Below are 20,935 nucleotides of genomic sequence, written 5' to 3'. Positions count from 1 at the left end.
GATACGATTGTAGGCAAGAGGTTTCCTTTCCGTAGGGGTGTCGTTACTATCTACGGTACAGGAACCTCTTCTTTTTGTAAAATTCCCCTCTGTATTTGGTGCTTGTGGTTCTTTGCAAAATTTCTGCTTCAACAGGCCGAAATGGAGAGAAAGCCTGCGGTTTCGCAGGCATATTCGCCGCCCATGTGGTGGAATCGCAACGCATCCTCCTGATTCAAGGGGGAGTAACTGCGGACGCCCGCTCCCTGTTGAACCGGAAAAAGTGAAGTGTTCTTATCCTCCCAGGCGGCTAACCTTGTGTCGGCATGCCTGTAATGCCTGAAATGCCTGTAATGGCTTAAATAGTTGGAATGGCCCGAAATAGCAGCGATGGTTCACGTAAGAAAGGGAGCCCAGGCCTTCCTCAATCGCAGTACGCCTTCCTGAATTGCGCAAATGGACAGCCCGCCAAAGCCTAGAATCGGCTGCAGCTCATGGGCAGGCGGTGACTGGAACCAGGTTTTCTCTGTGTGATAAATCCGAACACCATGAGCCTCGGCAGCCGCAGCCAATTGGCGGATATCCGTCGCAGTATCGAGCTTCAGGTTCAGATGCAGCCCTGCATGGATGCCTGTAACTCTAATCTTATTGTTGAACTGGATCTTGACCGCTTGAATAAGCGCGTCATGCTTTTTCTGGTACAATGTCCGCATCTTGCGGATATGCCGCCCCCAGTGGCCTTGCGAGAATAGCCGCTCCAAAGTAATTTGATGCAGTCTGGAGACCGGGCAATCATATGCGGCCGATATTCGTTTCCAGGCTGTTAGCAGCGGCTCCGGCAATATGCAGTAGCTGACCCGTATGGAGGGCAGCAGCGCTTTGGATAAGGTTCCGAGATAGATAATGCCGCTGTAGGGCGCAAGTCCGTGCAGTGCAGGAACCGGCCTGCTATGATAACGAAACTCCCCGTCGTAATCATCCTCAATGACCAAGCCTCGCACATCATGCATCCACTGCAGCAGATTTCTTTTCTTATCCATAGACATGACCGTTCCGGTAGGAAATTGATGCGAAGGCGTTACGTATACGATCCTTGCTTGCGAAGCATACAGCTGCTCCACGTTCAATCCATCAGATTCCAGCGAGATCGGATCAATCTCAAATCCCCCGAACTGAAAGGCTCTTCGGACTTTGCTATAGCCGGGATCCTCCATAGCAACACGCCGTCCATACTGGCCTCCGATCAGATGGCAAATGAGCTGAATCGACGATTGGGCTCCGGAGCGAATCACGATAGCTTCAGGACGGGTAAGCACGCCCCTTGAATGGCGCAAATAATTTTCCAGCTCTTCGCGCAAGCCGGATTCTCCTTGAGGATCCCCATAATGGATCCAGTCTGCAGGACTGCCGTCCAGCACTTCAATGGTCAGCTTCCTCCATAAATTAATTGGAAAGTGGTCGGTGTCGATTTGTGACGGAAGAAAATCAATTACGGAATGGTGTGCTTCTGAAGGAACTGCTGGAGGCTTTCGGTGAATCGGTTCACTTGATCCGGAGACAGAACCGGACAGGATGGGATGGTCAGTGGCATTCTCGACCTTCAACGTGTAGTAGCCGCTTCGATGCTTGCTAATGATGTACCCCTCGGACAATAGCATCGTGTATGCCATCTCTACCGTTGATCTGCTGATGCGCAAGCAGGCTGCAAGTGTTCTTGTGGAGGGCAGTTTGATATTAGCCTTGATCCTTCGGGCAATAATCTCGGATCGAATATACTCATACAGCTGGATATACAAGGGCTCGCTCTTCTTATCATCCAAATGAGGCATCAAATCAAACATATTATATTATCCTCAGCACGAATAAATTTCAAAAAATTTCAACAAAACGACAAATCTGGACTGCTCATAAATAGTGTAACTGGCTATACAAATTAAGTCAATTTGTGGATATACTCAAGGTGCTTTCAAAGGGCAGTTTGTTACTGAGCCAAAGCTGACATCTTACATCTTACATCCGACACAGACATCCGACATCCGATAGCCGAAAAGACACCCGCACCCTCATTCATGGCTTATTTGGCGGTAAACGCCCTAATCAATCAATGTCTGAAAGGCGGTGAGAACATCTGGCTGCTCAACTCGATATGAACCTATGCTTGCCCGATATAGATTCTGGCGAGCCCTGCATAATATCTAAAGCTGTAACTACTTACGGGCAGTTTCAGTCGATTATTCGGGAATGGGAGGAGAGATTACAGGGAGTCGGCGTGGGGCAGGGGATCTCTGTCGCTGTGCAGATCCCCGCTTCCGTGACTCTGCTGGCTGTGCTTTATGCGGTCTGGCGAGCCGGCGGTACGGTGATCCTTCTGGACCCCCGTTGGAAGGAGGCTGAGTGCGGCAGAGCGCTTGAGCAGTGCCGGCCTCATCTTCGAATTACCGCGAAGCAGGAGCGGAGCGCAATGATTGCTTTTCGCGTGGAGGAGCCTGTATCCATTGAACGCATGTATGCGGATTCGAATATCGATAATTCAATCCAACTGGTGCAATTCACCTCGGGCTCAACCGGAATGCCCAAGATTATTGGGCGAACAGCCGCATCCTTGCACGCTGAGCTGGAGCGCCTGAAGGCGGCGAATCATCGGGTCGTCCGTAATGACAAGGTGCTGATTCTATGCTCCATTACCCATACATACGGCCTGATCACAGGCGTCATGCAGACATTGGCGGCGGGCGCTTCGTTAGTATTCGCTCCTTCGCCGCAGCCCCATCAGATGCTGGAGACGATGACCGCTCATCGCGTAACGTGCATGTTCGGCGTTCCTGCCCACTTCGAGCTGTTGGCAACCCTGCAGCCTAACCTGCTCTTTCCTGATCTGAGAGTGGCGGCATCTGCCGGGGAAGTGCTGAGCGATACGATCCGCACTGGATTCTCGGAACGGTTCGGCATACCGATCGGACAAGTATACGGCATGACGGAGACGGGGATTATCAGCATGGATTTAAAGGCCGAATGCGAGGGGGCCGGACAGCTTTTGCAGGGGATGCATGTGAAGGTGGAGCAGGATGAGCTGTACGTGCGAATGAGCCAGAGTCCTTACCTGTACGAAGCTGCTGGCAATCGTTATGAAGAGGGCTGGCTGCGCACGGGCGATCTTGGTGCTTATGATGAGCAGCGGCGTATTCTGCATGTGCATGGCAGGACGGACTCGGTTGTGACGATTGGCGGTCTTAAGGTCAATCTGGGTGAGATCGAAGCTGTTCTCAAGCAGCATCCAAAAGTAACGGAGATTATAGCTGTAACGAACCCATTCCAGCAAATTGAAGCGTATATCGGCTCGATGCAGCCGCTTGCAGCCCAAGAGATGCTGCTATATATGAAAGAGCAGGTGGCGGAGTACAAAATTCCAAAGGCATTCTTCATCCTGCCGGAGCTGCCCAAGACGGCGACCGGCAAGCTGATTCGGAATCGGGACATGCTCTATGAGCACATGCGGTCGCTAATTCTGAACTACGGTGTAACGACAATGACAAAGGAGATGAATTGATGTCACAGTATCAATTTGAAGTCAAGAGCAGTTGGAGCGGCAGCTGGAACGGGCAAGGTACAGTCCAGGGGGACAGCTACGAGGGGATAACCTCCATGCCCCGGGAGATGGAAGGGCCAGGAATGGGGATGAATTCAGAGGAGCTGATGCTCGGTGCAGCAGCGACCTGTTACCTGGTCACCTATTCTTTCATTGCGGACAAAATGAAGCTGCCCATTGCGGATCTGAGCATGACCACACAGGGACAGGTGACGGCTCAGGGCGGCTCCTACGACTATACCAAGATCATTCATCGCCTGAATATTGCACTCTCCTCCGAGGCAACGGATGCTCAAGTGCGCCTGGCGGAAACGTTGACGTCGCGGGCTGAGAAGAGCTGTATGATCGCCAAGCTGATGCGCGGCAATGTCGAGATTGTGATTGAGCCTACAGTATCGATTATCGAAAGCATTACAGAGTAATGGAGGGATTCCCATGCACCCGCAATCGATTTCACTGACAGCACCTTACACCTCTCCGGCGGTGAGAAGGGAGCTGATTGCTGATACCGCGCTAGGGAGCGGCAATTTCCTCGACTATGCGATTCAGGCAAGTCCGGATCCTGATGCTGCCCTCATCCACTTGCAGCAGCCGTTCCGCCTTATTGACGGATCCGTCCATGAGGCATTCAGTCTGCATGCGCTGCGAGAGGCCGCGGATCTGTATTCCGCCTGGTATTACAGCCAGGGTGTCAGGGCAAGAGAGCCTATTGCTTACCAGTTCGATGATGGTGCAGCCTATTTGATTCATTATTTGGCGCTGACAAGAATCGGGGCTATCGCGGTTCCCGTCAACAGCCATCTGCGGCCTGAGATCGTAAGCGAGTATATCCAGTATGTGCGTGTAAAAGGTTTCTTCTCCGACAGTGTCCGTCTAGCCCGGGTTCAAAAGCTGCTCGGCGGGAACAGCAATCTGAGGTTCGCCGTATCGGATGAGACGGCCGCCCCCTTCGGCATGGGAGAATTGCCTGGGCAGTTCCCTTACAAGCACTATGATACCGATCCCGTTGCAATCTTCCATTCGTCCGGTACGACAGGGCTGCCCAAAGCGGTCTGTGCCGAGCATCAGCAGCTGTTCTATACGGTCAGGCATCGCTTGAAGTCTGCCCGTCCGGAGGATCGCTACCTGTCTGCGATGATCTCGTCGCATTCGGCCTTTGTTCAATTCAATATGCTCTATTTGCTGCAGGGCTGCCCGATTATGCTGCTGTCCGAGCTTATGGGCGTGAAGGTGCTTGAGAGTGCGGAGAAGTTCCGGCCTACCTTGGTCGCTGCGTTCAATCAAACGTACACATCGATAGCGAAGCTGGAGATGAGCAAGTATGACCTCTATTCGATTGAGCTGTGGTTCAATACAGGCGATGCGGCCCATGAAGAGCATATCCGGGAGATCGTCAAGCATGGCAGCACGATGCGTGGCGGCAGCCGCGTGGATGGCTCCTGGTTCGTTGATGCGCTCGGATCTACTGAACTGGCCAGCTTTCTGATGACCAAGGTGTATACCGTCAATGCCACCAACTATAATCGCTGCGTCGGGTTTCCCGTCGATTATGTGGATGCGGCTGTCATCAGTGATGAGGGAGATATCCTGCCGGACATGGAGGTTGGCATGCTGGGAATGAAGTCGCCGACAATCAACGAACGGGGTTACTGGAACAGCTCTGATGTGACGTACAGCTCGCGAGTGCAGGGGTATTTTCTAACCGGGGATATGGTCTACAGGGATCGTGACGGGATGTTCTATCAGGTGGATAGAACACCGGATGTCATTCGCACGCCTGAGGGGAATGTCTACAGTCTGGTCTATGAAGAGCTGCTGATAAAACGGATCGGTGACATTGTTGACTGTACCGTGGTTGGTGCCGGAACTGGCGGCAATCGCGGCCAAGAGCCGATAGCGATTGTTCAGCTTGCCGAGCGCAGCGGGGCATGCGCTTCGGCTATGCTGGAAGACTTTAACGCCTATTTGCAGGAGACGGGCAGACATCGGCTCGCGGCGCTATTAATTGCAACGGAGCCGGAAGATATCCCGCTCGGCGCAACCGGCAAGGTGCTCAAACGGGTACTGCGAGACAAGCACCGGGATCTGCTGACCGACAGGGGGCTGCAAGCAGAATATGTCCGCAACGGCCGAGGCAGCTTCTGGGGCCCTGAACGAGAGGAATCAGCGGCTGGGGAGAGGGTGGAGCCGGCATGATTATCGCACCAGCTATGCGAGGTTATATTTCCACGACGGCCCATCCGGTTGGCTGCGCGCTTCAGGTGCAGCAGCAGCGGCAGTTTGTGGAGCGGCAGCCCTTCGTTGAGGGGGCGAGAAGAGTGCTCGTAATCGGAGGCTCAATGGGCTACGGGCTTGCTACCTGTATCGTATCCACCTTCGGAATGAAAGCCGATACGATAACCGTATGCCTGGAGAGAGAGCCGATGGCAGAGCGGCCTGCTTCTGCGGGCTGGTACCACAATCGGGCATGGCAATCGCTTGCGGCACGCGAAGGAAGACATGCGGAGACCTTGTTCGGAGACGCATTCTCCGAGGAGACGAAGCGGCGGACGATTCTGCGGGTGAAAGAGCAGTTCGGCCAGCTTGATCTGATCGTCTACAGCCTGGCAGCCCCGAGGAGGAGTGATCCGCTGACAGGGCAGGTGTACACCTCTGTCTTGAAGACGATCGGGGAGCCATATACGAACAAGACGGTTCACATTCATACCGGAGAGGTAGGCAGCGTCACCCTGCAGCCGGCAACGGCCGAGGAAATCGCAGAAACGGTGCAGGTGATGGGGGGAAGCGACTGGGAGGAATGGGTGGAACAGCTCGAAGCCGCCGATGCGATTGCCCAGGGAGCGGTCACGCTTGCTTATTCCTACGTTGGCACCCCGCTCTTCCAGGAATTCTATCGAGGTGGAACAATCGGCAGAGCCAAGGATCATCTGGAGGCAACGGCGCATCAGCTAGATGCCCGTCTGACCGCCAGTGGAGGGCGGGCCTATACAGCTGTTATGAAGGCGCTCATAACGCAATCAAGCGCTGCGATTCCAATCAGCCCGCTGTATACGATGCTGCTCTTCCGGATTATGCGAGAGCAGAATGTGCATGAGGGCTGTATTGAGCAGGTGTACCGGTTGATGTCTGAGCGCCTATATGCGGGAGAAACCGTCCCGGTGGACGATCAAGGCCGCATTCGTCTGGATGAGAAGGAGCTGCTGCCGGAGATTCAGGAAGAGCTGCTGCGCAGATGGTCAATTGTAGAGACCTCCAATCTGGAGGAGCTGGCTGATTTCGAGGAGTATCGCAGGCAGTTTATGAATTTGTTCGGCTTTGCGGTTGATGGTGTCGATTATGAAGCGGATGTAGATCCGGCATTGGAATTGTTTGCGGCAGAAGAAGTGGAGTCATCATTATCATAAAAAAGTTGGAGGAGATCAACATGCAGGAACAAGTGAAAAATTATGTGCTGACTCTTATTACGGATAAACTGAACCTTCCGGTTGACAGAAGTGCGGTAACGAATGATACGCCTCTGGTGAAAGGCGGGCTGGGACTTGAATCTCTGGCCGTTGTAGAGCTGACATTGAATCTTGAGAATGAATTCAAAGTAACGATTCCGGACGAGGATGTGGAGAAGATGGCTGCATTCACTCTCGGGGATTTGGTCAACTATGTCGTAGAAAAGGCCGCTGCATAACGATGAAGACGGCGACCATTACCAAAGAGGCGATTAGAAAGGTGCTGCTGGAGAGAAAACTGTTCGCTTCGCTGGATGATACGCTTACGAACGACACGGAGTTTGTATTGGATTCGTTATCGTTAGTCTGGTTTATCGCCGGATTGGAGCATGAATGCGGCATCAGGCTGGATGAGGAAGAGGATTGGAGTGTATTTACGAGCATCAATGCCATTTATAGCTATGTGACGGGTAAAAGCGTCTCCCAGGATGGCATGCGGGGGACCGTTTGAAGAGGCGGGTCGTTATTACAGGCTATGGTGTGATGACGGCCTTCGGCTTCGGGGAGCAGGCGGTAGCCGAACATATTCTGCGCGGCAAGCACGGCTTCCGTCCGGTACGACGCTTCGACGGTGCGCCTTATCGCAGCAGCATTGCCGCTGAATCCGATTATGACGGAAGCCTGCTCCAGCTCGGAATCGAATGTACCGGAGAAGCGCTTGGAATGTCAGGCTTGAGAGGGCCGCTCAACGGCTCGGTGCTAATCGGTACAAACGGTGATTATGACGCCATCCAACAGTTCTGGCAAGGCCGCCTGCATGATCGCAAGAGCATGCTGCCGTTGAAGGCCAGCGTGCCCGGCTATCATGCAGAGGCTATTGCTGCAGAATATCGTATCCAGGGCCGCCGAATCGCATTCACGAATGCTTGCGTCGCCTCCAGCAATGCGATTGGCTATGGCTATGACCGCATCGCTCAAGGACAGGATGAGCTGGCCGTATGCGGGGGTTATTTCCTTGTCAATGAGGAGTTCACCGCAAAATTCAATTCCGGGCGCGCATTGTCCAGGGATGGACTTGTGCGCCCGTTCTCTGCGGATCGCAGCGGACTGCTGCTCGGTGACGGCGGCGCCATGTTCGTGCTTGAAAGCCTGGAGCATGCCTTGCAGCGGGGGGCGGTTCCGCTTGCCGAGCTGGCCGGCTGGGGTCTTGCCTGTGATGCTTATCATGTGTGCCAGCCGCATCCGGAAGGGAGCGGAATGGCAATGGCAGTCAAGCGGGCGCTGCACCGCGCGGATTTGCAGCCGTCGGCGATTGATTACGTGAACGCGCATGGAACAGCGACTCCGATTAACGATCCTGCGGAGACGAAGGGGATCAAGGAAGCATTCGGATCTGCGGTGCAAGGGCTGCCAATATCATCGAGCAAGTCGATGACTGGCCACATTTTGGAGGGCACTGGAGCGGTAGAAACCGCCATATGCCTGGTTGCAATGAGGCGCGGGATCATTCCTCCGACTGCCTCCTACTCCAGCAGGGATCCCGCTTGCGATCTGGATTATGTGCCGAATGAGCCTCGAACTGCCAGGCTTCAGACAGTAATGAACCTTAATGCGGGATTCGGGGGCAACAACTGCGCATTAATTCTGAAAGGAATTACGAGTGCCTGATGAATAAAGTAGCCATCATCTCTACCTGTGCCATAGAGGCTGAGCCGGGCGAGCTGCTGCCCGTGCCCGGATTTGTAGAATCGCAGTTCAGCCCGCTTGTGTATGCATGCTTCAAGCAATTAGCCGCAGCACAGGGCTGCCGCCTGGGCGGCAATTCAGCGATTGTGCTAGGAAGCTGTTACGGCGATACGACAACGGCCGATCTGGCAAGCCGCAATCTGGCAGCAGGCCAGCATCATAATGCACTGCTGTTCTATCAGTCTGTTCCATCCTCGATTACCGGCTATATAGCCCAGGAGTACGGCATCACGGGCCCGATTAGCTGTATATCCGGTTATGGCGGCATGATGAACTTGCTTATTGAGCTGGCATCCAGCATGCTCTGCGGAGAGGAAGTAGAGACAGCAGTGCTCATCCAGGCAGAGCTGGCCGGGGGCGACAGAGTGCGGGCCACTGCTGTTGAGTGCGGGGCTGATGCTGACACTAGTGCTAATACTGAAACTACTGCTAATGCTGGTGACCATGCCGCTGCTAGTGTTGATACAGCTGCCAGCGCTATTGCTGGGATTCCGATATCGATGCAGCCCGATTCACGCGACCGGGCGGCCGGGCTGGTTCTTATGGATGCGGACCAGGCACAGTCGCTAGGATGTGCTGCTGCTTATATCGAAGCTGTGGTGATCGGATGCAGCACGGAAGAGGCATGTATCGGGCAGCTGATGCTGGACAAGAGCGGAGCCTGCTGCACAATTGGGGTGCCCTATCAGTTCCAGCGCCAATGGAAGGAAGTCTTCGCTAGGCTGGCCGAACCGGGGCTGTATGATTATTTGATCTTGGTCGAGCCGTCCGCACCCGGCGAATGGAGCGGAGTGCTTATCACCCTCCATTAGGGAGTGGCAAAGGAGGAATCGGTTTTATGACAGAACAGGCGGTATCAGCGTCGGCGTCATATGGAGAAGCAGAGCGGCCTGCCGTTCATGCGGCTTTTCCAATTGCACTGCCTTCTTTTACTTATTTGGTGGAGCGTGTGAAAATTCAAGAGTTCGCATCAGCGATCGGTGACCCCAATCCGCTGTATTATGACATCGACAGGGCCAGAGCATGCGGCTACCGGGATATTCCGGCCCCTCCGACATTCCCCGTTGCAATAGATATGTGGACGGGCAATGATCTGCTGCAGGTGTGCCGGACGCTTGATTTGCCTGCTATAGGAATACTGCATGTCGAGCAGGAATATACGTATACGCAGGAGCTGTGCGCCGGTGATACGGTTCACGGCTATCCATCGATTCTCTCGATCCGGAATAAGGCGGGCATGATTCTGCTTATGCTGGAGACCGAGCTTCGCGACTTGGCAGGGAGCAGAATTGTACTCGGAAGCTTCAAATTAATGATGAAGAAACAATAAACAGCAATATACTCCCTGGAGGATTGAAGCTGATGCAGACAATAAACACGGATCATCACGCGGTATTGGAGCCGCTGGTGAAGGAGCCGATCTCACCGGTTCAGCTCGTACGGTACGCCGGGGCCTCCGGTGATTTTAATCCCATCCATACTGTTCATGATGAGGGGGTTCGCGCAGGGCATGGTGGTGTAATCGCCCATGGCATGCTGGTCATGGGCTTTATGGCGGAAGCGGCTGGCCGCTGGTTTCCGGAGCGCAGGATCAGACAGATGAAAGCAAGATTCATCGAACCTTCCAGGGCAGGCGAGATATTAACAGTCAACGGCTCCATAACAGAGGTATCGGGGGCAACTGGCTGCTGTCTGACGATCTGTGATGTAGTTATAACGAATGAGCATGGCAGTACCAAGCTGCTGGGCCGTTTCGGCGTTGAGGCCGATTAGGAGCACCCGATTAACAGAAGGCTGCAAAGGGGACGAATGATGTGTGGAAACGGTTTACTGCCATAGGCGACAGCTTTACTGAAGGTAAAGGCGACGATGTCGGAGAGCTTCAATGTATAAGCTGGGTGGAGCATTTCGCAGAACGCATGCGGCATGAAGAACCGGCATTCAAGTCTGTCAATCTCGCTCAAGGCGGGCTTATTACCCGTGAGATTATGGAGCAGCAACTGGAGCGGGCGTTGAGCTTGAAGCCGGATCTGGTGAGCATTATTACCGGAGGCAATGACATCATGAAAGGTGTATGGAATGAAGGGGAATTCCGCAAGCTGCTTGGTGACATGCTGAGTGCCATTCGCAGTCAGGGAGCTGTTATAATAGTTGGAAATATTGCGGATTTCGCGCTTACAATTCCGGTATTGAAAATGCCCAAGAAGATTGAGCTGCAAAGGCTGATCCGGGATGCCAACAGCGTGATCGCGGAGCTTGCCAGGCAGCATAATGCCGTACATCTTGATTTCTGGAGCCGCCCCGATAGCCGGGACTTGGCGCATTTCAGCGCTGATTTTATTCATCCTAACGCCGCTGGGTATGTTAATATTGCCGAGTACGTCTATAGGGAGCTATTCAGGCAGACGGGAGCACCAAGTCCGCAGGCAGGCATGAAGGCGGAAGGCGGTTCGTTATCGTGAGCCGCAGAGTCGTTGTAACCGGAATGGGAGTATGCACATCACTGGGACATACACTGGATGATTTCTGGAACAGCCTGATCGCGGGCAAATCGGGCATTTCAAGAATTGAAGGCTTTGATGCGAGCCCGTTCCCGACACGGATCGCGGCTGAAATCAAGGATTTTGACCCTGATCAGTATATAGAGAAGAAGGACTCCCGTTTAATGGACCGGTTCTCACAGCTTGCGGTTGCTGCTGCGTCGAAGGCGCTCAAGGATGCCGGGCTCAACACGCATGACTATGAGAGGCCCGAAAGGATCGGCGTTATTGTTGGCTCGGGGGTAGGCGGCAATAATACTTGGGAAGAGCAGATTATCGTCCTGCATGAGAGAGGCGTCAGGCAGCTGAATCCGTATTTTATCCCCATGATGATCGTTAATATGGGCTCTGGGCAAGTATCGATGTTCACGGGAGCGAAGGGGCCGATCAGCACAACTGCAACGGCCTGCGCATCAGGAACGAATGCCATCGGGGATGCATTCAAGCTGATTCAGCGCGGTGCTGCCGATGTAATGATATGCGGTGGTGCGGAAGCCTCTGTATCTCCCGGCGGGCTGGGAGGGTTCTGTGCACTCAGAGCGCTATCTGTTCGCAACGATGAGCCGGAGCGGGCCAGCCGTCCCTTTGATATAGGGCGCAACGGATTCGTCATGGGCGAAGGATCGGGAATGCTGATTCTGGAGGAGATGGATCATGCGATTGCCCGCGGGGCTCGAATCTATGCGGAGGTTGCCGGGTATGGCATGAGCGCGGATGCCTATAATATGACGCTGCCTGCGCCCGAGGGCGAAGGGGCGGCACGCTGCATGGCCGAGGCGCTGAAGGATGCGGCAATGGGCGCAGAGCAGGTGCAGTATATTAATGCGCACGGCACATCTACTCCGGCGGGGGATCGCACGGAAACGACGGCAATCAAGACGGTATTCGGCAGTCATGCCCATGAGCTGTTCATCAGTTCCACCAAATCAATGACGGGACATCTTCTGGGCGCAGCGGGGGCTGTAGAAGCGGTTATCTCCGTTCTGACACTGACCACAGGCAGGATCGCCCCGACTATTAATCTGGAGGAACCGGATCCGCAATGCGATCTGAACTACACAGCTAACGCAGCTGTGGAGCGCCGAGTAGATGCTGTGCTGACTAATTCCTTTGGATTCGGCGGCTTCAACGCATCATTGATCTTCAAGCGCTGGAATGGTTGACAGCGTATATGCATCGCCCACTGGGCACCGGGGAGCTGTGTCCTATAGAGAAGGAAGCCTGCGTAAGAGCAGGAATTTTGGTTACAAAGAGCCGTATGTGGCAGAATGCCTGCGATTGTGCAGGAATATTAGTTGGAATTGGCTGCTAGAGAGGAAATGCGGCGAAATTGCTGCACTTTAGCAGGCATTCGCTCTTCATGGGGCCGAAACGAGAAAAAGCATGCCTTTTCGCAGGAATGTTCACCGTTCACGCGATTGTTCTCGCTCGCAGGGAAGGGGCCTCCAACAAGCATCGCCCACTGGGCACCGGGGAGCTGTGTCCTATAGAGAAGGAAGCCTGCGTAAGAGCAGGAATTTTGGTTATAAAGAGCCGTATGTGGCAGAATGCCTGCGATTGTGCAGGAATATTAGTTGGAATTGGCTGCTAGAGAGGAAATGCGGCGAAATTGCTGCACTTTAGCAGGCATTCGTTCTTCATGGGGCCGAAACGAGAAAAAGCATGCACTTTCGCAGGAATGCTCGCCGTTCACACGATTGTTCTCGCTCGCAGGGAAGGGGCCCCCAGCAAGCATCGCCCATCGTACAGGGGAGCTGTGTCAACAACCTGCGCTGGTGTGCAGAATGCGGGGTCGGCAAATTAGGAGCCAATACGGCGACAATGTCTGCACGTTGGCAGGCATCTCATGTTCTGCAGGCCGGAACGAGAGAATAACAACCTGCACAATCACCGCCAAACTCGCGGTATTTGTTCAGCGTCGAATTCGCGGTATATGCCCTGATTCGAACTCGCGGTATATGTCCTGCTTCAAATTCTCATATATTCCAGCGTCAAATTCGCTGTTGATAAATTCGCCTCATTGCTCTCTGGGCAGGGCATTCAACAGCCTGAGGTATCGATTATTTTTGTTGTGAGTGAGGTGTGCTCGTGAAGACGCTGTTGATTGATAACTATGACTCCTACACGTTCAATTTATATCAACTACTGGCGGATATTAATGGCGAGGAGCCTTTCGTCATACGCAATGACGCCTTGCAATGGCAGGATATCGAGGCATACCGCTTCGATAATATCGTCATCTCTCCCGGCCCCGGCAGCCCCGGCAAAGCGGAGGATTTCGGCATTAGCGCCCAAGCGATTGCACATGCGGAAGTGCCGGTTCTCGGTGTCTGTCTGGGCCATCAAGGCATCGGTCATCTGTTTGGCTCCAAGGTCGTGCACGCCCCTGAAGCCATGCATGGCAGGTTAAGCGAGATCCATCACAATGAATCCGCATTGTTTGCAGGCATTCCTCAAGGCAGCCCTGTTGTCAGATACCACTCGCTGATGGTAGAGCACCCGCTATCTGATGATCTCGAAGCCACCGCCTGGACGCAGCAGGATGGTATTATAATGGGGCTGCAGCATAAGAATAGACCCATCTGGGGCGTGCAGTTTCACCCGGAATCTATCGCAACAACGTGCGGACGCCAGCTCCTGGTCAACTTCAAAGCATTGACGCAAGCGTATTGGAGCCAGTCCAGAATAGACAAAGCGGGACGGCTGTCCCTGGAAAGCCTTGTGCACAAAAATATCGTGCCTGCTGCCAGTCAGACGGCCAATAATCACAGCGCAACGGCAGATGAGGCGTATACGGTAACGGTGAGGCGAATAGACGGCTTCGCTTTGCCGGAGCAAGTGTATTCCGAACTGTATGCGGGACAGCCTTATTCGTTCTGGCTCGATAGCAGCAGGGCCCAGCCTGGAATGGCGCGATTCTCCTTCATGGGCGCTTATGGGGGACCATACAGCCAGCGTCTGTCGTACTGTGCAGAGACGGGGAGACTGGAAATTACTACTGCCGCTCAGGGGATTACAACGGTACGAAACGAAAGTGTCTATGATTATATAGAACGTATAATACAGCAGGTCAACTGCTGCGATACGGATGTGCCGTTCGATTATAATACCGGCTTTGTCGGCTACTTCGGCTACGAGATGAAGGCGGAGAGCGGCGGTGATCATCCTCATAGCGCTGTTCTGCCGGATGCGGCGTTTATTCTGGCGGACAGAATAGTGGTGTTCGACCATTTGGAGAGGCAGATGTATTTGCTCGGCTTGACACCTCATATGGAGACAAGCCTGTCAATGGATTGGTTTGCCGAGATGGAACAGCGGTTGGCGACTGTATCCGGCATCGGTACCGTGCTATCCGGTATCGGTGCCGCACAAGGGGCAGCTCGGGTGGAAGTTCCGGTGGAAGCACCGCTGGCAGCTCCGGTAGAAGCGGAAAGGGCTGGAGCACTGCTCGCCTTCAAGCTTCACCGTTCCTATGATGAATATATGCAATCGATTGCGCAAACGAAGGGCTTGCTGCGGGAAGGCGAGACGTATGAGATCAATCTGACGAATGAGATTAGCTGCCAGTACGAGGGCGACCCCTTCCTGCTCTACTTGAACATACGCAAAAATAATCCTGCCCCGTATTCGGCTTACATGCAGTTTGGCGATTATCAAATCCTATGCTCCTCACCCGAGCGGTTCGTCAAAATTGACAGGCATGGCGGCGTCGAGGCGAAGCCGATTAAAGGCACCATCCGAAGAGGCGCGACTGCGCAAGAGGATGAGTGGCTGCGGACAAGCCTGCAAAGCAGTGAGAAGGATCGCTCGGAGAATCTAATGATCGTCGATTTGCTGCGTAATGATCTGGGTATTGTATGCGAGGTGGGAAGTGTGCGGGTCCCCAAGCTGATGGATATTGAATCGTATGAGACGGTCCATCAAATGGTATCCACTGTATGCGGCCAGCTGCGCAGCGGTCTTACGGCGGTATCCTGCATTCGGGCGGCCTTCCCTGGCGGCTCGATGACGGGTGCTCCCAAAATCCGCAGCATGCAAATTATCGACCAGCTGGAAGCCCGTCCCCGCGGCATTTATTCCGGTTCAATCGGGTTTCTGGCCGTGAATGGATCGGCGGATATGAATATCGTCATCCGAACGATTGTCAGTCATCAAGGCGGGCTGACGATTGGTGTGGGCGGTGCGGTTGTGATGCTGTCGGAGGCGGAGGCGGAGTATGATGAAATTCTGCTCAAGGCTGATGTGCTTATAAAATCCATTGTCCAGACGAAATACCCCGGCCGCGAATATGACCGCTCCATGTACAGGCTGCTAGGAGACCGTTCAGAAGATAAGGTAGAGGTCGGGGGAGCGGGCTAACAACGTTACAACAAACCGACACAAGCTGTCATGGCCACATCAAAGTGGTACTGACGGCTTTTTTTGCTTGGCACAGAAGGGTCAGCCCGGACTGCTCGTGCCATTCCCTTAGTATTCACATAGACTTGAAGCCGCAGGAACTATAGAATTAGTAGTGGACTCGTTGGGCGTGCAGCTGGCATCCGGACATGAGGAGGAACAATAGGTGATTGACAACAAAGTATCCAGAGAGATCTTCGATCCCATAGCGGTCAATAAAGCAAAGTTCGCAGCAGCATTCGGCGATGGGCTTAACGAGCTGTTCCCGGCTGTAGTGAAGGATGGCGTAATTGATTACAGTGCGCTGCTTGCTGAACTAGGACAATATGCGGACACGGAGGAGCGCTTCGAGCTGAATTGGGCCGGCAAGAGAGAGGCCAAGCGTTCAGCCAATACGGATATTGCCGGCAGGACGCTGAAGCTTGTTCCTGAGCGCAGCAAACATGCGGAAACGACAGAGAATCTATACATAGAAGGCGACAATCTGGAGGTGCTGAAGCTCCTCAGAAGCAGCTATTATAACCGAATCAAGATGATCTATATCGACCCGCCGTATAATACGGGGAATGATTTCATATACAAGGACAACTTCGCCCAGAGCGAACAGGCCACGGCAATTGCGGAAGGGGATATTGGTGAAGAGGGCAGGCGGCTCGTGGTCAATCAGCGCAGCAGCGGCAGATTTCACTCCAACTGGCTTACGATGATGTATGCCCGTCTAAGGACGGCCCGGGATTTGCTGTCAGAGGACGGCGTGATCTTTATCAGCATTGACGAGAACGAGGTCAGCAACCTGAGATTGATCCTTGATGAGATTTATGATGGCTATCATTTCGTAGGCCAATTCGTATGGCAGTCCAAGAAAGGCGGCGGCGGCGACGTCTCCAACGTTGTCATCGACCACCAGTATGTCATTTGCTATGCCAAAAACATCGATAGCGAGCCCGTATCCAAAATTCCGATGGATGCCGAGCCTCTCAATCTGACGGACGAGAAGGGCCCCTACCGCAAAGGGCGCGAGCTTAACAAATGGGGCTCCAATTCCAGCAGACAGGATCGGCCGACGATGTATTATCCCATCCCGGGGCCAAGCGGCGAAGAGGTGTACCCGATCCGCAATGACGGTTCCGAGGGCTGCTGGCGCTGGGGCAAGGCGAAGCTGCTGGAGCTTGTGGCGCAAGGCGACGCGCTGTTCGAGAAGCGGGAGGACGGGACATTCATCGTTTATGAGAAAATCAGAACGACGGATGCCAGACTGAAGCCCTACCGGACCTGGCTCTCTGAGGTAGGGACGAATGCGGAGGGGACAGAAGCGCTCAAGTCGATTTTTCAGACCAGCCCGTTCGATTTTCCCAAGCCGCTGTCTCTGCTGGAGCATCTCATACGCATCGGCTGCACATCTCCGGACGACATCGTGCTGGATTTCTTCTCAGGATCAGGCACGACGGCTCATGCGGTTATGAACCTGAATGCTGAAGACGGGGGACGGCGCAAGTTTATTATGGTGCAGCTCCCTGAGCCGATCGCGGAGGAATCCGACAGCTTCAAGGAAGGGTTTCGCACGATTTGTGATATCGGTCAGGAACGGATTCGCAGAGCGGGATCAAGAATTGCGGAAGCTAATGGGGATAAGGAGCATATCGGGGAGCTGGATACTGGCTTCAAAGTATTTCGGGCGGCGGATACGAATATCCGCTGGTTCAGCGAGGCGATGCGCAACGATATTTTTGATATCGATATGACGATGAGCGACAAGGATATGCTGGATTTCAACCCCGGTTTTACCGATCCCGATGTGGTGTACGAAATTATGCTCCGCCATCGAGGCATCCCGCTCACGACCGCAGTGGAGCAGCTCCAGGGAATTGGCCCGCGCACCTACAGATTCGCGGAGACGGTTGTAGTCTGCCTGGAGGAATCCATGACAGATGCGGTTATTGACGGCATTGCTGCTGCTGAACCGATGCCGACGAAGATCATTTTGAGGGATAGCGCGTTCGGGGAGGATATTTCGTTGAAGGAGAATACGATGCTTAGGCTGGAGGTGCAGATTCGCAGACAGGGCGGTGCCGCGAAGCGGGCGTATCGTGTCGAGTTTATTTGAACGGGGTGAGGCGGCAGTGGCGAGTCGGATAGCTTTTCAGTTCCAGGACAGTCTGGGCTACCAGAAGGATGCGATCAGGTCGGTCGTCAATCTCTTCAAGGGAACGGTGCAGCAGGCGGATAGCAGCATCTATCGCAATGTGAATCGGACGCAGCTGATATCGGAAGGAGACCCTGTCCGCAATCCTTCGCTTATTGGCGAGGAACGGCTGCTAAGGAATCTTAGAGACGTTCAGCTGAGCAATATGCTGTTCCTTGACGGGCAGCTGGAGGGACGCAATTTCACGATAGAGATGGAGACGGGAACAGGCAAGACCTATGTCTATCTGCGCACTATTCTTGAGCTGTACCGCACGTATGGCTTCACCAAATTTATGATTGTCGTGCCTACGATTGCGATCCGCAAAGGTGTCGAGAAAAGTATCGCTATGCTGCGGGAGCATTTTATGGCGCTGTATGACGGTCTGGATATGAAGAATCATGCCTTTGTGTACAGCTCTGCAACGCCTAGGGAGATCAGCTCCAAATTCGTGGAGGCAAGAGATCTGAGCATCGCGGTCATGAACATTCAAGCCTTCAACAAAGAGACCAACAAGCTCAGGCAGCAGGATGAATACGGACAAGTGCTGTGGGATGATATCCGCTATGTGGCGCCTGTTGTCATTATCGATGAGCCGCAGAAGCTGGAGGGGGCAGGCAAGAAGAAGAGCGCCTCGCTGGAGGCGATTGAGATGATCAATCCGCTCTTCATCCTGCGGTACTCCGCTACGCATAAGAAGCTGTACAATCAGGTGTACAAGCTGGATTCCTTCGATGCCTATGGACAGAATCTGGTCAAGCGGATCGAAGTGAGAACCGTGCATGGCACGATTCCCAAGGATTATCCGTACATCCGCTACGCAGCGTTCACCAAGGATCTGTATGCACGGGTGGAGATCTTCCATATGGAGCAGGGCGGCATCATTCGCAACAAGTCATTCAATGTGCGCGGCGGTGCGGATCTGTACGAGCTGTCAGGCAATCTGGAACAGTACCGGAATATGGTGGTCCAGGAGGACCCCCATGGACTGCGGAAGCTGCGGATTGGCACAGGGGATCAGCTATTGGAGCTTGCGATAGGAGAGAATAACGCGGAGTTGAATGAGGGCGACATGATCCGCATTCAGATCCGCCTTGCCATACGGACGCATCTGGACAAGCAGCTGAAGATCCTCCGGCAGGGCTATACCATGAAGGTGCTTACGCTGTTCTTTATTGATGCCGTGCATAAGTTCAGAGATCACACGGCTCCGGATGGACGGGGCGAATACCTCCGCATCTTCGATGAAGAATATGCGAAGGTGACGGCGGATGACGGCTGGAGAGGGCTGTTCGCCGAATATCCGGCCCTGTTCAAGCATTACAAGGACATCGGAAGGGTTCGCGAGGGTTATTTTGCCGTGGACAAGAACCGGAATGCTGTAGAGGTGGAGAATTGGGAGAGCGTGCTCGATGAGCAGAAGCTCAAGCAGAAGTCGCAGGAGGATGTGGATCGGGGAATTGAGCTTATTCTGGAGAAGAAGGATGAGCTGATCTCCTTCGAGGAGCCGCTCGCTTTTATTTTCTCCCACTCGGCGCTGCGGGAGGGCTGGGATAATCCCAACGTCTTCACCCTATGCACATTGAAGCGCGGAGGCTCGGAGATCGCTAAGAAGCAGGAGATCGGCCGGGGACTTCGATTGCCGGTGGATACCAATGGGAACCGCTGTACGGATGCCGATCTCAATGAATTGACGATCATTGCCAATGATTATTATGACCATTTCGCGGCTGCGCTTCAGCAGGATTTCAATGAGCAGACGGGCTTTGACAAGGATGAAGTGACAGCAGAGATTATTCATCAAGCGCTTGGGCAAGGGGGCCTCCCGGCCCGTAAGCTGACCGCTGAGCTGGTGGATACGCTCAGGAATGAGCTGCTTGCGCAGGGGCTGATCGATGGGAAGAACCGTTTGACCAAGGATGCCGGGGAGATTCGCACGCTGGACTTCAAGGATACGGTCCTGCAGGAGCATGGCACAATGATTAAGGAGAAGCTCATCCAGCTTATGCTCGCGAAAGGGACGAAGCGGATTCCCATCAAGAACGGGGATGATGTCCCGGTCGAGAACGGCCCGCACAGCTACATGTCGGAGGAATACTTCGCCATGCTGCTTGGAGAGCTTAGCGTCCGGATGGCCAAGCGTACGATGTACCGGGTGCAAATCGATCATGAGGCATTTGTTGCCGCTTGCATCGTTGAATTGGACGGCCTGCTGCGGCACAAGCGGCTGCGCAGCGAGTACGGCATTGAAACAGGCAAAGCGGCCTTTAACGAGGGGCAAAAGTTCGTGCTGGGGGAGTCGTTCCTTCATTTCGAATACGAGGATGCCGGAGAGCAGACCGGGGTGCGGCAGAAAAGCGATTTTGAGATCATCAACTATATCATGTACCATACGCTGCTTCCACGGCTCGCGATCTACAGGATCATCTCTGGTTTGGAGGGAAGGCGGCTGCTGGGCAATCAGGATATTCTGGATGCCGCAACGCAGCGGATCAAGGGGAAGCTGAAGGAATTCAAGGCCGCCGGGATTACGGAGTATGGGCTCATCGAGGGCTACAAGTTCGATGACCGCACGATCTTCGAGGCGGACGCCATTGACCGGGCTATGCTGGATGAAGCATCAGGCAGCATCTATGCAACGGCATCCGGCAACCGAAGGGCGATGCACAAGTACTACAAGCTTGACAGCAAGGGAGAGCGGGAGTTCGCCGAGCGGCTGGATTCCGATGAACGGGTGCTTCTCTACACGAAGATCAAGCGCGGCGGCTTTGTAATCGATACGCCATATGGGGAATATTCCCCCGACTGGGCGGTTATTTATAGAGGAGAAGGCCGCACCGCCAAGCTGTATTTCATCGTCGAGACGAAGACGGATAAGGATTATGCGGATTTGTCGGGCGTCGAAAGACTGAAGATCAGGTGCGGCGAGCTGCATTTCAAAGCAGTGTCCCATGATGTGGATTTCCACTGGGCGGACAGCTATAACGACTTCAAGAGCAAAATTCGCTGCTAGGTGTAGGCGTAGGCGTAGGCGTATGCGTATGCGTAGGCGGAACCTGCC

General features: G+C 53.9%; 16 protein-coding genes. 15 read left to right on the top strand and 1 reads right to left on the bottom strand.

From position 1 onward, the window contains the following. Window positions 1-374 precede the first annotated feature (374 nt). Window positions 375-1,820, bottom strand: a complete 1,446-nt coding sequence (gene pdxR / locus K0T92_RS21570) for a MocR-like pyridoxine biosynthesis transcription factor PdxR (protein WP_219874563.1) — start codon at window positions 1,818-1,820, stop codon at window positions 375-377. A 305-nt stretch (window positions 1,821-2,125) separates the two neighbouring features. Here pdxR and K0T92_RS21565 point away from each other — a divergent pair, with 305 nt between their 5' ends. From K0T92_RS21565 to K0T92_RS21495, 15 genes are all read left to right on the top strand, one after another. After that, entirely contained in the window at window positions 2,126-3,526 is a 1,401-nt protein-coding gene (locus K0T92_RS21565; RefSeq protein ID WP_219874562.1) for a class I adenylate-forming enzyme family protein, read from the top strand. Then, complete coding sequence (locus K0T92_RS21560; protein WP_219874561.1) at window positions 3,526-3,987, top strand: OsmC family protein; 462 nt, start codon at window positions 3,526-3,528, stop codon at window positions 3,985-3,987. The genes K0T92_RS21565 and K0T92_RS21560 overlap by 1 nt, the downstream gene beginning before the upstream one ends. Before the next feature lie 13 nt (window positions 3,988-4,000). Next, window positions 4,001-5,761, top strand: coding sequence for a class I adenylate-forming enzyme family protein (locus K0T92_RS21555; protein ID WP_219874560.1), 1,761 nt, complete (start codon window positions 4,001-4,003; stop codon window positions 5,759-5,761). Continuing rightward, a complete protein-coding gene (gene fabV / locus K0T92_RS21550; RefSeq protein ID WP_219874559.1) occupies window positions 5,758-6,969 on the top strand; it encodes an enoyl-ACP reductase FabV in 1,212 nt (403 codons plus the stop codon). The genes K0T92_RS21555 and fabV overlap by 4 nt, the downstream gene beginning before the upstream one ends. A gap of 20 nt (window positions 6,970-6,989) precedes the next feature. Next, entirely contained in the window at window positions 6,990-7,247 is a 258-nt protein-coding gene (locus tag K0T92_RS21545; protein WP_219874558.1) for an acyl carrier protein, read from the top strand. Between the two features lie 2 nt (window positions 7,248-7,249). Next, window positions 7,250-7,519: a hypothetical protein gene (locus K0T92_RS21540; protein WP_219874557.1), complete on the top strand. Its 270-nt coding sequence runs from the start codon at window positions 7,250-7,252 to the stop codon at window positions 7,517-7,519. Then, a complete protein-coding gene (locus K0T92_RS21535; protein WP_219874556.1) occupies window positions 7,516-8,676 on the top strand; it encodes a beta-ketoacyl-[acyl-carrier-protein] synthase family protein in 1,161 nt (386 codons plus the stop codon). Before K0T92_RS21540 ends, K0T92_RS21535 begins: the two co-directional genes overlap by 4 nt. Continuing rightward, complete coding sequence (locus tag K0T92_RS21530; protein ID WP_219874555.1) at window positions 8,676-9,566, top strand: hypothetical protein; 891 nt, start codon at window positions 8,676-8,678, stop codon at window positions 9,564-9,566. Before K0T92_RS21535 ends, K0T92_RS21530 begins: the two co-directional genes overlap by 1 nt. 26 nt (window positions 9,567-9,592) lie before the next feature. Continuing rightward, complete coding sequence (locus K0T92_RS21525) at window positions 9,593-10,084, top strand: FAS1-like dehydratase domain-containing protein (RefSeq protein WP_219874554.1); 492 nt, start codon at window positions 9,593-9,595, stop codon at window positions 10,082-10,084. Window positions 10,085-10,116: 32 nt separating this feature from the next. Next, complete coding sequence (locus K0T92_RS21520; protein ID WP_219874553.1) at window positions 10,117-10,527, top strand: MaoC/PaaZ C-terminal domain-containing protein; 411 nt, start codon at window positions 10,117-10,119, stop codon at window positions 10,525-10,527. Window positions 10,528-10,568: 41 nt separating this feature from the next. Beyond that, a complete protein-coding gene (locus K0T92_RS21515; RefSeq protein ID WP_219874552.1) occupies window positions 10,569-11,216 on the top strand; it encodes an SGNH/GDSL hydrolase family protein in 648 nt (215 codons plus the stop codon). Beyond that, the gene (gene fabF / locus K0T92_RS21510) at window positions 11,213-12,457 is read left to right on the top strand and encodes a beta-ketoacyl-ACP synthase II (RefSeq protein WP_219874551.1); all 1,245 of its coding nucleotides are present in this window, start codon (window positions 11,213-11,215) and stop codon (window positions 12,455-12,457) included. The genes K0T92_RS21515 and fabF overlap by 4 nt, the downstream gene beginning before the upstream one ends. Window positions 12,458-13,382: 925 nt before the next feature. Beyond that, entirely contained in the window at window positions 13,383-15,653 is a 2,271-nt protein-coding gene (gene pabB, locus K0T92_RS21505) for an aminodeoxychorismate synthase component I (RefSeq protein WP_219874550.1), read from the top strand. A 205-nt stretch (window positions 15,654-15,858) separates the two neighbouring features. Continuing rightward, entirely contained in the window at window positions 15,859-17,796 is a 1,938-nt protein-coding gene (locus tag K0T92_RS21500) for a site-specific DNA-methyltransferase (protein ID WP_219874549.1), read from the top strand. Between the two features lie 16 nt (window positions 17,797-17,812). Further along, on the top strand, window positions 17,813-20,887 hold the full coding sequence (locus K0T92_RS21495) for a restriction endonuclease (RefSeq protein WP_219874548.1): 3,075 nt from the start codon (window positions 17,813-17,815) through the stop codon (window positions 20,885-20,887). Window positions 20,888-20,935: the final 48 nt, after the last annotated feature.

This window comes from Paenibacillus oenotherae (assembly GCF_019443105.1).
Taxonomy (GTDB): domain Bacteria; phylum Bacillota; class Bacilli; order Paenibacillales; family Paenibacillaceae; genus Paenibacillus_Z; species Paenibacillus_Z oenotherae.
The sequence above is the reverse complement of the archived record's forward strand: the minus strand, read 5'-3'. Positions and strand labels throughout refer to the sequence as shown.

Coding starts and splice junctions, on each gene's coding strand:
- pdxR (WP_219874563.1), bottom strand. CDS start 1,820: ATGTTTGATTTGATGCCTCATTTGGATGATAAGAAGAGCGAGCCCTTG.
- K0T92_RS21565 (WP_219874562.1), top strand. CDS start 2,126: ATGAACCTATGCTTGCCCGATATAGATTCTGGCGAGCCCTGCATAATA.
- K0T92_RS21560 (WP_219874561.1), top strand. CDS start 3,526: ATGTCACAGTATCAATTTGAAGTCAAGAGCAGTTGGAGCGGCAGCTGG.
- K0T92_RS21555 (WP_219874560.1), top strand. CDS start 4,001: ATGCACCCGCAATCGATTTCACTGACAGCACCTTACACCTCTCCGGCG.
- fabV (WP_219874559.1), top strand. CDS start 5,758: ATGATTATCGCACCAGCTATGCGAGGTTATATTTCCACGACGGCCCAT.
- K0T92_RS21545 (WP_219874558.1), top strand. CDS start 6,990: ATGCAGGAACAAGTGAAAAATTATGTGCTGACTCTTATTACGGATAAA.
- K0T92_RS21540 (WP_219874557.1), top strand. CDS start 7,250: ATGAAGACGGCGACCATTACCAAAGAGGCGATTAGAAAGGTGCTGCTG.
- K0T92_RS21530 (WP_219874555.1), top strand. CDS start 8,676: ATGAATAAAGTAGCCATCATCTCTACCTGTGCCATAGAGGCTGAGCCG.
- K0T92_RS21525 (WP_219874554.1), top strand. CDS start 9,593: ATGACAGAACAGGCGGTATCAGCGTCGGCGTCATATGGAGAAGCAGAG.
- K0T92_RS21520 (WP_219874553.1), top strand. CDS start 10,117: ATGCAGACAATAAACACGGATCATCACGCGGTATTGGAGCCGCTGGTG.